The 13,970-nt window shown below is 66.8% G+C and carries 12 protein-coding genes and 2 tRNA genes; 2 read left to right on the forward strand and 12 right to left on the reverse strand.

Going from position 1 to position 13,970, the window contains the following annotated elements; translation table 11 throughout:
- Positions 1–19: 19 nt before the first annotated feature.
- From GPA27_RS08595 to rnr, 3 genes are all read right to left on the reverse strand, one after another.
- On the reverse strand, positions 20–595 hold the full coding sequence (locus GPA27_RS08595; RefSeq protein ID WP_169139515.1) for an ANTAR domain-containing response regulator: 576 nt from the start codon (positions 593–595) through the stop codon (positions 20–22).
- Between the two features lie 320 nt (positions 596–915).
- The gene (gene rlmB / locus GPA27_RS08600; protein ID WP_169139612.1) at positions 916–1,638 is read right to left on the reverse strand and encodes a 23S rRNA (guanosine(2251)-2'-O)-methyltransferase RlmB; all 723 of its coding nucleotides are present in this window, start codon (positions 1,636–1,638) and stop codon (positions 916–918) included.
- Positions 1,639–1,714: 76 nt separating this feature from the next.
- Positions 1,715–4,561: a ribonuclease R gene (gene rnr, locus GPA27_RS08605; protein ID WP_169139517.1), complete on the reverse strand. Its 2,847-nt coding sequence runs from the start codon at positions 4,559–4,561 to the stop codon at positions 1,715–1,717.
- A gap of 50 nt (positions 4,562–4,611) precedes the next feature.
- On the opposite strand from rnr, the gene GPA27_RS08610 reads away from it, so the two are divergent.
- Both GPA27_RS08610 and GPA27_RS08615 read left to right on the forward strand, forming a co-directional pair.
- Positions 4,612–4,696, forward strand: a tRNA-Leu gene (locus GPA27_RS08610).
- Between the two features lie 147 nt (positions 4,697–4,843).
- Positions 4,844–4,928, forward strand: a tRNA-Leu gene (locus GPA27_RS08615).
- A 193-nt stretch (positions 4,929–5,121) separates the two neighbouring features.
- On the opposite strand, the gene GPA27_RS08620 is transcribed toward GPA27_RS08615, so the two are convergent.
- The 9 genes from GPA27_RS08620 to bamB all read right to left on the reverse strand — a co-directional run bounded on the left by GPA27_RS08620 (position 5,122) and on the right by bamB (position 13,968).
- A complete protein-coding gene (locus GPA27_RS08620; RefSeq protein WP_169139519.1) occupies positions 5,122–6,432 on the reverse strand; it encodes an adenylosuccinate synthase in 1,311 nt (436 codons plus the stop codon).
- A gap of 5 nt (positions 6,433–6,437) precedes the next feature.
- Positions 6,438–7,592: an ATP phosphoribosyltransferase regulatory subunit gene (locus tag GPA27_RS08625; RefSeq protein ID WP_169139521.1), complete on the reverse strand. Its 1,155-nt coding sequence runs from the start codon at positions 7,590–7,592 to the stop codon at positions 6,438–6,440.
- A 5-nt stretch (positions 7,593–7,597) separates the two neighbouring features.
- Positions 7,598–7,783, reverse strand: a complete 186-nt coding sequence (locus GPA27_RS08630; protein ID WP_169139523.1) for a DUF2065 domain-containing protein — start codon at positions 7,781–7,783, stop codon at positions 7,598–7,600.
- 4 nt (positions 7,784–7,787) lie between these two features.
- Complete coding sequence (gene hflC, locus GPA27_RS08635) at positions 7,788–8,669, reverse strand: protease modulator HflC (RefSeq protein ID WP_169139525.1); 882 nt, start codon at positions 8,667–8,669, stop codon at positions 7,788–7,790.
- Positions 8,669–9,928 carry an FtsH protease activity modulator HflK gene (gene hflK / locus GPA27_RS08640; protein WP_169139527.1) on the reverse strand — a complete coding sequence of 420 codons (1,260 nt, stop codon included), beginning with the start codon at positions 9,926–9,928 and terminating at the stop codon, positions 8,669–8,671. The genes hflC and hflK overlap by 1 nt, the downstream gene beginning before the upstream one ends.
- 14 nt (positions 9,929–9,942) lie before the next feature.
- Positions 9,943–11,103 (reverse strand): ribosome rescue GTPase HflX, encoded by a 1,161-nt coding sequence (gene hflX, locus GPA27_RS08645; RefSeq protein ID WP_169139529.1) that lies wholly within the window; start codon positions 11,101–11,103, stop codon positions 9,943–9,945.
- 35 nt (positions 11,104–11,138) lie between these two features.
- On the reverse strand, positions 11,139–11,384 hold the full coding sequence (gene hfq, locus GPA27_RS08650; protein ID WP_026295813.1) for an RNA chaperone Hfq: 246 nt from the start codon (positions 11,382–11,384) through the stop codon (positions 11,139–11,141).
- A gap of 98 nt (positions 11,385–11,482) precedes the next feature.
- Positions 11,483–12,811, reverse strand: a complete 1,329-nt coding sequence (der, locus tag GPA27_RS08655) for a ribosome biogenesis GTPase Der (RefSeq protein WP_169139531.1) — start codon at positions 12,809–12,811, stop codon at positions 11,483–11,485.
- Between the two features lie 14 nt (positions 12,812–12,825).
- Positions 12,826–13,968 (reverse strand): outer membrane protein assembly factor BamB, encoded by a 1,143-nt coding sequence (gene bamB / locus GPA27_RS08660; protein ID WP_169139533.1) that lies wholly within the window; start codon positions 13,966–13,968, stop codon positions 12,826–12,828.
- Positions 13,969–13,970 lie beyond the last annotated feature (2 nt).

Consider the following 13,970-nt stretch of genomic DNA (forward strand, 5'->3'; position numbering starts at 1 on the left):
CCCGAGATCGCCGCGCCTTCTACAGGAGGTATTTCGCCATGTCGATGAGATCCTGCGCGACTGCGGCCATCGGCTTAGCGCGCTCCATCGCCAGCTTGCGCAACGCCGCATAGGCTTCGGCCTCGTCCATGCCGCGCGACTTCATCAGCAAGCCCTTTGCGCGGTCGATCAGTTTGCGCTCGGAGAGCTTCTTCGTCGCCGCGGCGAGCTCGCTGCGCAAGGCCTGATGCTCCTCGAAACTGGCCACGGCCACGTCGATCACTGGTCTCAGGCGCCCGGGATCCAGCCCGTCGACCACATACGTCGAAACGCCCGCCTTGACCGCGGCGCGGATCGTCTCCTCGTCGCCCTCCTGCGCGAAGATGATCACCGGACGCGGCATCGCCGCGTTCATCACCGCGAGGTTCTCCAGCGTGTCGCGCGAAGGCGAATCGGTCTCGATCAGGATCACGTCCGGGCGGATCGACTCGATCTGCGCGCTCAGGTCCGAAGAGGATGCCAGGACAGCGGCCACCTGATGGCCGGCGAGCGCCAGCCCGGCGCAGATTTCGGCCGCCCGGGCACGAGATTCATCGATGACGAGTACGCGAAGCATGTTGAAATCCACGCAAGATTCGAGCCGCCACGAACAGGAAGAAGAATAATTTATTACGGCGGCAAGCAATTACATGAAGTGTGCTGAGGCACCTTGCTCCTTCGCCTTCAAAGGGGGCGGATAAGAGGGGGATGGGTTTCTGCGGCGCCTGTTCAACCCATCCCCCTCCCCTTGAAGCGGAGGGAGCGACCGTGCCGCTCTCATCCTGACATCACGCAATTGCCTGCCGGGTTAAGAATAGCTTACCGGAAACCCGGCCGATCCCAGGGGACAGTCGGCGGCGCGTTCCTCCACGGCGGCGTCCGCTCCGCCCGGGTCGTTCAGCCGCCGCGCTGGCGCCGTGCCTCGAACAGGCAGATTCCGCTCGCGACCGACACGTTGAGGCTCTCGACGGTGCCAAGCATCGGGATCTTCGCCAGTTCGTCGCAGGTCTCGCGCGTCAGCCGGCGCAGCCCCTCTCCTTCGGCGCCCATCACCCACGCGACCGGCCCCTTTTGGTCGATCTCGTACAGCGACTTCTCCGCCTCGCCCGCCGCGCCGACGACCCACACGCCGGCCTCCTGCATCTCGCGCAGCGCGCGCGCAAGGTTGGTCACCGTGATGTAGGGCACCGAATCGGCCGCGCCGCTCGCGACCTTCACCGCAGTCGCGTTGAGCCCTACGGCACGATCCTTCGGCGCCACCACCGCGTGCGCCCCCGCCGCATCCGCCACACGCAGGCAGGCGCCGAGGTTGTGCGGATCCTGCACGCCGTCGAGCACCAGGATCAGTGCATTCTCTTCCAGCACGTCGAGCACGTCGGCGAGCTTGATGTCGCGGCTGCGCGCATCGACGCGCGCGATCACGCCCTGGTGCCGGCGCGTGCCGACCATGCCGTCGAGCCGGTCCGCCTCGGCCTGGATGATGCGCACCTTCTGCGCCTCCGCCAGCTGCTGCACATCCTTCGAGCGTGCGTCGGTGCGGGCGGACGACAGATACAGTTCGAACACCGCCTCCGGGTCGCGACGCAGCTTGCCCAGCACGGCATGGAAGCCGTAGATCAGGCGCGACTCCGCGCGCCCTGCTGCGGGCGCCTCGGCATGATCCGCCTGCTGCGGGCGGGAACGGTTTGTGGGTTTGTTAGCCACGGCGTTTCACTTTCCTCGTAGATGCTGCAGTTTCAGTTTTCGGGGCGGCCGCCTTCTCCGCCTTAGGAGCCTTCTCCGCCTTAGGAGCCTTCTCCGCCTTAGGAGCCTTCTCCGCCTCAGGAGCCTTCTCCGCCTTGGGAGTCTTCTCCGCCTTCGGAGCAGCCTTCTCCGTCGTCGGCGCCTTGCTCGTCTTCGTCACCGCGGCGGCCTTGGCAGGTTTGCGGGCCGTCGTTTCCGCGGCTGCCTTCCTCGCGCCCGCAGCCTTGACGGGTGCCGCCGGCTCGGGGCGCTGCGCTGCCTTCGCCGCCTTCTTCGGCGCGTCGGCAAGCTTGGTCGGCTTCTGCGCGACCACCTCCGCCTTCGCCCTGCCCCGCGCGGGACCCTTGCCCGGCGCTGCGGGCGCTTCCTCACGGGCCGCGACGACAACGGCCCCGCGCGTCGTCCGTGCCTTCTTCACCGGCACTGCGGACACTGCGGGCGCCACAGCGGGCGCGGCCGTCGTCTTCCGGCCGCCTTTCGCCTTCGGCGCTGCCGCCACCGGAGCGGAGCTCGCGACCGCGGCCTCCGGCACAGACTTCGCTGCAGCGGCCTTGTCCTTCGCCGTCTTCCCGGCCCGTTCGGTCGCGCGCGGCGCGCCTTCGATCAGGCGGAAGTCGATCTTGGTCGTTTCCAGATCGACCCGCACGACCTGCACCCGCACGCGGTCCGACAAGCGGAAACGCGCACCCGTGCGCTCACCGGCGAGTTCGTGGCGCGTCTCGTCGAAGTGGAAGTAGTCGCTGCCGAGGTCCGAAATATGGACCAGCCCCTCGATGAAGATGTCGTCGAGGGCGACGAAGAGGCCGAAGGGTACCACCGCCGACACGCTGCCGGTGAATTCGGCGCCGACCTTGTCCTGCATGTAGTAGCACTTCAGCCACGCGACGACATCGCGCGTCGCCTCGTCCGCGCGCCGCTCGGTCGACGAGCAGTGCAGGCCGATCTCGTCCCAGTCGCCGGCCTCGTAGGTACGGTTTTCGAGCGCCGCCTTGATCGAGCGATGCACCAGCAGGTCGGGATAACGCCGGATCGGCGACGTGAAGTGGGTATACGCCTCGTACGCCAGGCCGAAGTGGCCCACATTGTCCGGGCTATACACCGCCTGGCGCAGCGAACGCAGCATCACCGTCTGCAGCAGCTGTGCGTCCGGGCGGTCCTTCACGGTCTCCAGCAGCTTCGCGTAGTCGCCGGCCTTCGGCTCGTCGCCGCCGCTCACGCTCAGGCCGAACTCGGCGAGGAAGCCGCGCAGCTTCTCGAGCTTGCCCGGCGTCGGACCTTCATGCACGCGATACAGCGCCGGATGCTCGCGCTCCTGCAGGAACTCCGACGCGCACACGTTGGCCGCGAGCATGCATTCCTCGATCAGGCGGTGCGCATCGTTGCGCACCTCGGCGACGATGCGCTCGATCTTGCCCTCGGCGTCGAAGATCATGCGCGTCTCGGTCGTCTCGAAGTCGATCGCGCCGCGCTTCGCGCGCGCCTTCAGCAGCACGCGGAAGAGCTTGTCGAGGTTCTCGAGATGGGGCAGCAACCCACCCACCACATCGCGCGCCGCCGCGTCCTTGTCGTACAGCGCCGCCGCCACCTGCGTGTAGGTCAGGCGCGCGTGCGAGAACATCACCGCCGGGTAGAAGCGATACGCCTTGATGTCCCCCGTCGGACCGATGCTCATGTCGCACACCATGCACAGGCGCTCGACCTGCGGATTGAGCGAACACAAGCCATTGCTGAGCTTCTCGGGCAGCATCGGGATCACTCGGCGCGGGAAATACACCGAGTTGCCGCGTTCCTGCGCCTCGTCGTCGAGCGCGCTGCCCGGCTGCACGTAATGGGAGACGTCCGCGATCGCGACGATCAGACGGTAGCCGCGCCCCTGACGCTCGCAATACACCGCGTCGTCGAAGTCCTTCGCCGTTTCGCCGTCTATCGTCACGAGCGGCAGCTTCGTGATGTCCTCGCGCCCCGCCCAGTCCTTCCTGCGCACGGTGGCGGGCAACTTGCGCGTTGCGGCCTTCGCCTCGGACGAGAACTCGAACGGCAACTCGTGCTTGCGCAGCGCAATCTCGATCTCCATGCCCGGATCCGCATAGTTGCCGAGCACCTCGATCACGCGTCCGATCGGTTGTGCGACCTTGGTCGGCTGTGCGATCAGCTCGACGGTGACCACCTGGCCCGGCTGGGCCTTCTTGCCCCCCGGCGCCACCAGGATGTCCTGCGCGATGCGCCGGTTTTCCGGCACCACCACCTGGACCCCATGCTCGTTCAAGACGCGGCCGACGACGCGCGCGTTCGCGCGCTCCAGGACCTCCACGACCTTGCCTTCGGGACGGCCGCGGCGGTCGAGGCCCGTGATGCGGACGATCACGCGGTCGCCGTGCAGCACCTCGCGCATCTCCTTCGGTCCGAGGAACACGTCGGGCTGACCGTCGTCACGGATCAGGAAGCCGAATCCGTCGGCATGCCCCGACACGCGTCCGCGGATCAGGTCCGCCTTGTTCGGCAGCAGGTAGGCGTCACGGCGGTTGCGCAACAGTTCGCCGTCGCGCTGCATCGCCCGCAGGCGCCGCTCGAAGAGTCCCGCTTCGTCGCCACCCACGTCGAGCGCGGCACACAGCTCCTGGAAAGTCATCGGCACGCCCTGCTCGGCGAGCGTCTGTTCGACATACTCGCGACTCGGCAGGGGATGCTCGTAGCTGGCCGACTCGCGCTCGTAGAACGGATCGGCACGGCGGATGGCGCTGGGTTTGCGGGCGCTGGCAGAAGTTGCCGCCGTGGTCGTTTTCCCTTTTTCTTTTTTCATTGTTTTGCTCGTTGACATTCAAATTTTGGCGCTTATAATGCGCGACTCTTGCCCAGATGGCGGAATTGGTAGACGCACTAGTTTCAGGTACTAGCGCTGCGAGGCGTGGAGGTTCGAGTCCTCTTCTGGGCACCAGTTCTACAGGAAAGCCGACCTAGTGTCGGCTTTTTTGTTGCCCGCTTTCCGGACTTCTCGTCCCCGCTGCGGGCTTGCTCCAAAGGCCGCGAGGCGTCGCTATTGCGCTTGGCCTCTCGCAAAGTTGTCGCTATAATGCACGCTCTTGCCCAGATGGCGGAATTGGTAGACGCACTAGTTTCAGGTACTAGCGCTGCAAGGCGTGGAGGTTCGAGTCCTCTTCTGGGCACCAGATCCAAGCAAAAGCCGGTCGAAAGACCGGCTTTTGCTTTTTGTGCGGCCCGTTCGAACCGGCCGCAAATGCCGTGCCCCGCCCCGCGAACGGCGACGCTGCCCGACAACGCACCCGCCGCAATCGGCCGGTGCGCGGCGCCGGACGGAGCCGGCCCCTGGTCGTTCAGCGTTTCCGTACCGCTCAAGCCTGCTCAGGCCCCGAACGGATGGCGACGCAGGATGGTCTCGTCGCGCTCCGGACCGGTCGAGATCACGTCGATCGGGATCTCGATGATTTCCTCGATGCGGTGCAGGTAGGCGCGCGCCTCCTGCGGTAGCGCATCCCAGCTCTGCGCGCCGAAGGTCGTGCCGCTCCAGCCCGACATCGTCTCGAAGATCGGCTCGCAGCGCGTCACTTCCTCGGAGCCCATGGGCAGGAGGTCGATACGCTGGCCGTCGAGCATGTAGCCCGTGCACAGCTTCAGCTCGGGCAGCCCGTCGAGCACGTCGAGCTTCGTGATGCACAGGCCCGTGACGCCGTTGATGATGATCGAGCGCTTCAGCGCGGCGAGGTCGAGCCAGCCGCAGCGGCGCTTGCGCCCCGTCACGGTGCCGAACTCGCGCCCCTTGGTCGACATCTGGTGACCCGGCACGCCGGCCGTCTCGATGTCGAGCTCGGTCGGGAAGGGACCACCGCCGACGCGGGTGCAGTAGGCCTTGGTAATGCCCAGCACGTAGTGCAGACGCCCCGGACCAACCCCCGATCCGGCCGCAGCCTGGCCCGCGACGCAGTTGCTCGAGGTCACGAACGGGTACGTGCCGTGGTCGATGTCGAGCAGCGTGCCCTGCGCACCTTCGAACAGCAGGTTGCCGCCGGCCTTGTTCACCGCGTACAGCTCGGCCGAGACATCGGCGACCATCGGACGGATTTCCTCGGCGTCGGCCATCGCCTGGTCGAACACGGTCTGGAAATCGACCGCATCGGCGCCCAGGTACTGCGTCAGCACGAAGTTGTGGTACTCGAGGTTCGCGCGCAGCTTCTCGGCGAAACGCTCGCGATCGAACAGGTCATACACGCGCAGCGCGCGGCGGGCGACCTTGTCCTCGTAGGTCGGGCCGATGCCCTTGCCGGTCGTGCCGATCTTGTCGGAAGCGCTCTTCGCGTTCTCGCGCGCACGATCGAGCGCGGCGTGATAGCCGAGGATCAGCGGGCAGCCCGGGCTGATGCGCAGGCGCTCGCGCACCTTGATGCCGCCGGCTTCGAGCACGCGGATCTCGGACAGCAGGTGATGCGCGTCGAGCACCACGCCGTTACCGATGTAGCAGGCCACGCCTTCGCGCACGATGCCCGAGGGCACGAGGTTCAGCTTGTATTCGTTGGCGCCGATCACCAGCGTATGGCCGGCGTTGTGCCCCCCCTGGAAGCGCACCACGCCCTTGGCATGATCGGTGAGCCAGTCAACGATCTTGCCCTTGCCCTCGTCGCCCCACTGGGTGCCGACAACCACTACGTTCTTTGACATTTACTTCATTCTCCCTGAAGCGCCTCGACCGTCCAGCGGCCGTCACGCCCGATCAGTTGCCGGTCGCAACCGGCCTCCTTCCAGCTTCCATCATGTCCCGGCAGGGCCGTCATCACGACCTCGCCCTGCGCGCGCAGTTGTGCCACCGTTTCCTGCAGCGCCTCGTCCGCGACGGCCGGCGCCAGGATGGCGCCCGGCTCCGCCGCGTCGGGCAGGTGCAGGGCCAGCTCGCGCAGGTCGAGGCTGAATCCCGTCGCCGGCCTGCCACGGCCGAATGCCTGACCGATGCGGTCGTAGCGCCCGCCGAGCGCGAGTGCAGCGGGCGAACCGCTGCCGTAGGCCGCGAACACCACTCCGTTGTGATAGTGGTAGCCGCGCAGATCGGCAAGATCGAAACTGATCGGCAGGTCGGCAAGCGCGGCCGCGAGCGTGCTCAGATCGTCGAGCGCGGCGCGAATTTCGGGTTCGTCGGGCAGGCAGCGGCGCGCCTCGTCCAGCACGTCCGCACCGCCATACAGGGTCGGCAGGGCCAGCAATGCCGTGCGCGCCGGCTCGGCAACGTCGGCCAGCAGCTCGCGCAGGCCCGGCACGTCCTTCGCCTGCAGCAGGTCGAAGAGTTCTTCCTCACGCTCCGGCATCATCCCGGCCCGCGCGGCGAGCACGCGGAACAGGCCGACATGGCCCAGGTCGATCCGGCTGGCCGGCACTTCGGCGAGGCGCATCACCTCGGAGAGCAGACGCACGATCTCGATGTCGGCATCAATGCCGGCATGACCGTAGAGCTCGGCACCCAGTTGCAGCGGCTCGCGCGTGGCGGTGAGCGTCGACGGCAGCGCGTGCAGCACGCTGCCGCAGTAGCACAGCCGCGACACCCCCTTGCGGTTAAGCAGATGGGCGTCGATGCGGGCGACCTGCGGCGTCATGTCGGCACGCACGCCCATCGTCCGGCCCGACAGCTGGTCGGCCAGCTTGAAGGTGCGCAGCTGGAGATCCTGGCCGGCCCCGGTCGTCAGCGACTCGAGATATTCGAGCAGCGGCGGCACGACCAGCTGGTAGCCATGGCTGCGGAAGGCGTCGAGCAGGCGCCGACGCAGGCGCTCGAGCTTTTCGGCCTCGGACGGCAGCGCGTCCTGGATGTGATCGGGAAGTACCCAGCGCATGATATTTACGAGAACACGACGAGCAGCGCGACACCGATCAGCATCGAGGTCAGTCCGATGAAGCGGATCTGACCGTCAGCCATCTGTGCGAGCCGCAAAAAAGTTTCGCGCCAGGCGGCTGGCGCGAGAAAGGGCAGGATGCCTTCGATCACCAGCATCAGTGCGAAGGCCATCAGCAGCTTGTTGCTCATGAGCTCAGTTCTTCTTGCCCCCGCCGGAATCCTTCATGAACCTGAAGAACTCGGAGCTCGGATCGACGACCATCACGTCGCTCTTGTTGGCGAAGCTTTCGCGGTACGCCTCCAGGCTGCGGTAGAAGGAATAGAACTCGGGGCTCTGACCGTAGGCCTGCGCGTAGGTCGCGGTGGCCTTGGCGTCGCCGACACCCTTGATCTGCTGCGCCTCGCGGTAGGCTTCCGCGACAATGACCTCCCGCTGGCGATCGGCGTCGGCGCGGATCTTCTCGGCGATCGCACCACCCTCGGAACGCAGCTCGTTGGCGACGCGTTTGCGCTCCGCCTCCATGCGGCGATACACGGACTCCGACACTTCGAGCGGCAGGTCGACACGCTTCAGGCGCACGTCAAGGATCTGCACGCCGATCTTGCGCGCATCGAGGTCGGCACGGGTGCGCATGTCTTCCATGATCTTGTCGCGCGCACCGGACACCACGTCATGCACGGTGCGGCGACCGAACTCCTCGCGCAGCCCGGCATTGACGGTCTGCAGCAGACGGGTGCGCGCGCGCGCCTCGTCACCGGCGACCGAGACGTAGTAGAGCTGCGGATCGACGATGCGCCACTTGACGAAGTGGTCGACCAGCACGTTCTTCTTCTCTGCGGTGATGAAGCGCTCGGGCTCCGGCGTATCCATCGTCAGGATGCGGCGGTCGAAGTAGCGCACGTTCTGGATCATGGGCCACTTGAAGTTCAGCCCCGGCTTGTCGATGACTTCCTTGACCTCACCGAGCTGGAACACGACGGCGAACTGCCGCTGGTCCACGGTAAACAGCGTCATCGACGCGACGGCGGCGAGCAGCAGCAGCGCGCCGGCGAAAATCGGCAACTTGTCACGCATCAGCGCTCTCCCCGTTCACGGTCGCGGGCCATCAGGTCGCGGCTGCGAGATTCCATCGAACTATCGGCCCGCGGCGCGGGCGCGGGCGCGGCGGCGCCGACCGCCGGCGCGGGAGTCGCGTCGTGCGAGCCCTGGGAGCCCGCGGCTTGCATCAACTTGTCGAGCGGCATGAACAGGAGGTTGCCGTTGCCCTTGGTATCGACCATGACCTTGCTGGTTTTCGACATGACCTGCTGCATCGTGTCGATATACAGGCGCTCGCGCGTCACTTCTGGCGCACGACGGTACTCGGTCAGGATCTGAGTGAAGCGGCTCGCGTCGCCTTCTGCGTTCGCGATCACGCGGGACTGGTATGCATTGGCCTCCTCGATGAGTCGCGAGGCCGTGCCGCGCGCACGCGGAATGACGTCGTTGGCGTAGGCTTCACCCTCGTTGCGCAGGCGTTCCCGGTCCTGCCCCGCCTTCACCGCATCGTCGAACGCGGCCTGCACCTGCTCGGGCGGCTGGGCGTTCTGCATCGTCACGCGGCTGATCTGGATACCCGTGTCGTAGCGGTCGAGGATCTTCTGGATCCCTTCGTGCGCACTCGACGCCATCTGCTCGCGCCCTTCGTAGAGCACGAAGTCCATCTTGTTCATGCCGACGATCTCGCGCATCGCGGATTCGGCTGCATGCATCACCGACTCGTCCGCATAGCGGTTGTTGAACAGGTACTTCTCCGGGCTCGTCAGCACGTACTGCACCGCGAACTGGATGTTGATGATGTTCTCGTCGTCGGTGAGCATCAGCGCTTCGCGCAGCACCTTGTTGCGCTCGGAGCCGCGATAGCCGACTTCGACGGTGCGCACGCCGGTCAGGTCGACGACGTCGCTGCTCTCGATCGGATACGGCAGGCGCCAGCGCAGGCCCGGCTCGGTGGTCTCGACGTACTTGCCGAAGCGCAGGACGACACCGCGCTGGTTCGCATCGACGATGTAGAAGCCGCTCGCCAGCCAGATCACGGCGATGAGGCCAAGCAACGCGCCAATGCCGCCGCCGAACTGCTTGAACGAGAGCTGCGGGAACTGCGGCCCGCCGCCGTCGCCACCACCGCCACGCGGCCCGCGCTTGCCGCCGAGCATGCCCGACAGCCGCTGGTTGAAGTCGCGCCACAGGTCCTCGAGGTCGGGCGGGCCCTGATTGCCCCCCTTCCTGTCGTCGCCGCGCTTGTCGTCGCCATTCCCCTGGTTGCTACCCCAGCGTGGATCGTTGAGAGACATTAGAACGCCTGTAATCACGTTTGAATTGGGTCTTTATCGGTGAAATCCGGCGCTATCCCGACGGGATCGCCCGGTGCGTCCGTTACTGCGCTATGCGCCGCCTCGGCAAGGGCTTCGCGTAGCAGCCCCAGCCCTTCGCCAGTCCTGGCGCTCAGAAAAACGCGCACGATCTTACCATACTCGTCCCGCTGAACCCCGGGCTCGGCGCGGGTCAGGTCGATCTTGTTCATGACCATGATCTGCGGCACGGCGCCCGCGCCGATCTCGGCGAGGACCCCATTCACGGCCTCGATCTGGGCCTCGCGATCCTCGCTCGCCGAGTCTACGACGTGCAGCAGCAGGTCCGCGTTCGCGGTTTCCTCGAGCGTCGCATGAAATGCCGCGACGAGCGCGTGCGGCAGGTCGCGGATGAAGCCCACGGTGTCGGAGAGCACGACATTGCCGCCCTCGCCCACGTAGAGCCGGCGCGAGGTCGTGTCCAGCGTCGCGAAGAGCTGGTCGGCAGCATAGGCGCCGGCCTTCGTCAGCGAGTTGAACAGCGTCGACTTGCCAGCATTGGTGTAACCGACAAGCGACACCGACAGCACGTTGCGCCCTTCGCGCCCGCGCCGGCGCACGCGCCGCTGCTTCTCGATCTGGGCGAGGCGCTCCTTGAGCACCTTGACGCGCTTGCCAAGCAGGCGGCGGTCGGTCTCGAGCTGGGTCTCGCCCGGTCCGCGCAGGCCGATACCGCCCTTCTGGCGCTCGAGGTGGGTCCAGCCGCGCACGAGGCGCGTCGAGAGATGGTCGAGCTGTGCGAGTTCGACCTGCAGCTTGCCCTCGTGGCTGCGCGCACGCTGCGCGAAGATATCGAGGATCAGCGCCGTGCGGTCGACGACGCGACACTGCAGCGTGCGCTCGAGGTTGCGCTGCTGCGCCGGCGACAGCGCGTGGTTGAAGATGACGAAATCGGCTTCGTGGGCGCGCAACGTCTCGGCGATCTCGTCGACCTTGCCGCGCCCGGCGAAGAGCGCCGGATCGGGCCGCGCGCGCCGGCCGCCGACGACGGCCTCGACGCTGGCGCCGGCACTGAGTGCGAGCAGCTTGAGTTCGGAAAGGCGCTCGTCCAGCGCGCCCTGATTCAGGTCGAGCTGGACAAGTACCGCGCGCTCACCGGCATCGGGGCGCTCAAACATGGAGGAACTTGGCGTCCATGGGGCGCCGGCGGGAATCAGCTATTGCCGTCACCCGAGTCCTGCTGCTGGATGTTGACCGGACGCGCGGGCACGACGGTCGAGATCGCGTGCTTGTACACCATCTGCGTGACGGTGTTCTTCAGCAGCACGACGTACTGGTCGAAGGATTCGATCTGGCCCTGCAGCTTGATGCCGTTGACCAGGTAGATCGCCACGGGGACATGCTCCCTGCGCAGGGTGTTCAGGAACGGGTCTTGTAGAAGTTGCCCTTTGTTGCTCATTTTCAAACCTCGAGGCTGCGTTTTATTGTGAATGTAAAGGATTTCATGTTGCACTGCCACATTTGCACGAACAATCGATCCCGGTGTGGAGTTGGAAACTAGTCTTTTCCGATATACGGATTGTGCGAGGTGCGGAATTGTATCCGCAACGGCGTGCCCTGCAGTTTGAACGCCTCGATGAAGGTACGTTCCAGAAAGCGCACGTAGGACACGGGGACGTGGTCGAGCGCGGCGCCGTGGATGACCACGACCGGCGGGTTGTTCCCCCCCTGGTGCGCGTAGCGCATCTTCGGACGGGAGATGCCGTGGCGCGGCGGCGCCTGCTTCGCGAGCGCAGCCTGCAGCGTGCGGGTCAGGCGCGGGGTCGACAGGTTCACCATCGCGGCCGCATAGGCGGCATCGACCGACTTCATGACCGCGGCCACGCCCGCGCCCTTGAGCGCGGAAATGTAGTGGAAGCGCGCGAAGGACAGGAAACCGAGCTTGTGCGCGATATCGCGCTTGATCAGTTCGCGGCGGTAGTCATCGACGCTGTCCCACTTGTTCACCGCGACGACCAGGGCTCGGCCCGATTCGAGGATGAAGCCGGCGATGTGGGCGTCCTGATCGGAGATGTCCTGCGCCGCGTCGAGCACCAGCACGACGACGTTGCACTGCTCGATCGCCTGCAGCGTCTTGATGACGGAGAACTTCTCGATGGCCTCGAAGATCTTGCCGCGGCGACGCAGGCCGGCCGTGTCGATCAGCGTGTAGTTGCGGCCGTCGCGCTCGAACGGGATCGCGATGGCGTCGCGCGTGGTGCCCGGCATGTCGAAGGCGATGACGCGCTCCTCGCCGAGCAGGCTGTTCACGAGCGTCGACTTGCCGACGTTCGGGCGGCCGACGATCGCGATGCGCGGGCCGCGATCCTCGGCCTCGCCCGGCTCATCATCGAGCGGGAAGTCGGCGAGCACCAGATCGATGACCTGCTTGATGCCGTCGCCGTGGGCGGCCGAGACCGGCAGCGGCGCTCCGAGGCCGAGCGCATGGAAATCGGCCGCGACGATGCTGCGCTCCATGCCTTCGGCCTTGTTCACGACCAGATGCACGGGGCGCCCGGCCCGGCGCAGGCGCGAGGCGATCTGCTCGTCGTGCGGCGTCAGGCCGGCGCGGCCGTCGACGAGGAACAGCAGCACGTCGGCTTCGGCGATCGCCTGTTCGGCCTGGCGGGCCATCTCGTGCATGATGCCGGTCTTGGCGACGGGATCGAAGCCAGCGGTATCGACGACCAGATAGTCGCGGTCGCCGACCCGGCCGATGCCGTAGTGGCGGTCGCGCGTGAGGCCGGGCTGGTCGGCGACGAGGGCGTCGCGCGTGCGCGTGAGCCGGTTGAACAGCGTCGACTTACCGACGTTGGGACGACCGACGAGGACGATGGTGGGTTTCAAGCGCTCATTCCCGCTCAGCGGGCCTCATACACATGGATGCCGCCATCGCGCGTCTGGACGACGAAGCCGTCTCGCCCGAAACGGCGCGGGTCGGCGGTAACGGAGCTGCTGTCGGCGCGCGTCCGGGCGGCAAAGCTGCCGTCATCGCGCTTGAGCAGATGGATATAACCTTCGAAGTCGCCGACCGCGACGAAGTCACCGACGATCAACGGGCGCGACAGGGCGCGGCGCTGCAGTGCTGCCTGCTTCCACACGTTCGCGCCGCTGGTGCCGTCGAGCGCATGGACCGCGTCGTTGTCGTCGGTGATCACGACGAAGCGGCTGTCGCGATCCATGCCGACGCTGCTGGAGAAGTCGCGCGACCACAGCGCGTTGCCGTTGGTGGCATCGAAGCATGCGGCGCGCCCCTGGAAGGCGACGGCGCACAGCTCCTTGCGGCCGATCACCGGCGTGCCGGCGACGTCGGCGACGCGCTCGAGTTCGGTCGAGCCCTTGGGCGTCGCGACGGTCAGCTCCCAGAGCTGGCCACCGTTGGCGAGGCTTACCGCGACGAGCTTGCCGCCCGGGTAGCCGGCCACTGCGGCCGGGCCTTCCAGCGTGACACCGGCGAAGCTGCGCAGCGACAACGGCGGCGTCGCGCGCTGGAACACCCAGCGGCGTGCGCCGTTGGTGGCATCGAGACCGATCAGGCGGCTGTCGGAGGCGCGCACGACGACGATCGCGTCGCCGACCGCCGGGGCGGCGAGCACTTCCGCGCCGATCGCGGCGCGCCAGCGCTCGGCACCGTTCGCCGCGTCAAGCGCGACGACCTCGCCGGCCGTGGTGGCGACGACGGCGAGCTTGCCGTTGCTGCCCACGCCTGCGGACAGGCGCTTGGCGGCGTTGACCGACCACACTGCCTTGCCGTCCTTGAAGCGCGCGACGGCGCCGTCATGGGCGGCAGCATAGACGTCCTCGCCGACGACGGCGGGCTGGAACACGTAGGGGCCGGACTTGCCGATGCGCGCCTGCCACACCGGGCGCAACTCGGCCGAGGCCTTGAAGTCGGGCAGCTTGGCCGGCTTCGGTCCCGACTCGGCGAACGGGTTGAGCGAGGAGCAGCCGGCAAGCAGCGCCAGCGAGGCCGCCAATGCGAGCGCGGTGAACGGTCGCTTCATCG

It is taken from the genome of Aromatoleum toluolicum, assembly GCF_012911005.2.
GTDB lineage: Bacteria > Pseudomonadota > Gammaproteobacteria > Burkholderiales > Rhodocyclaceae > Aromatoleum > Aromatoleum toluolicum.

Coding starts and splice junctions, on each gene's coding strand:
- GPA27_RS08595 (WP_169139515.1), bottom strand. CDS start 595: ATGCTTCGCGTACTCGTCATCGATGAATCTCGTGCCCGGGCGGCCGAA.
- rnr (WP_169139517.1), bottom strand. CDS start 4,561: ATGAAAAAAGAAAAAGGGAAAACGACCACGGCGGCAACTTCTGCCAGC.
- GPA27_RS08620 (WP_169139519.1), bottom strand. CDS start 6,432: ATGTCAAAGAACGTAGTGGTTGTCGGCACCCAGTGGGGCGACGAGGGC.
- GPA27_RS08625 (WP_169139521.1), bottom strand. CDS start 7,592: ATGCGCTGGGTACTTCCCGATCACATCCAGGACGCGCTGCCGTCCGAG.
- GPA27_RS08630 (WP_169139523.1), bottom strand. CDS start 7,783: ATGAGCAACAAGCTGCTGATGGCCTTCGCACTGATGCTGGTGATCGAA.
- hflC (WP_169139525.1), bottom strand. CDS start 8,669: ATGCGTGACAAGTTGCCGATTTTCGCCGGCGCGCTGCTGCTGCTCGCC.
- hflK (WP_169139527.1), bottom strand. CDS start 9,928: ATGTCTCTCAACGATCCACGCTGGGGTAGCAACCAGGGGAATGGCGAC.
- hflX (WP_169139529.1), bottom strand. CDS start 11,103: ATGTTTGAGCGCCCCGATGCCGGTGAGCGCGCGGTACTTGTCCAGCTC.
- hfq (WP_026295813.1), bottom strand. CDS start 11,384: ATGAGCAACAAAGGGCAACTTCTACAAGACCCGTTCCTGAACACCCTG.
- bamB (WP_169139533.1), bottom strand. CDS start 13,968: ATGAAGCGACCGTTCACCGCGCTCGCATTGGCGGCCTCGCTGGCGCTG.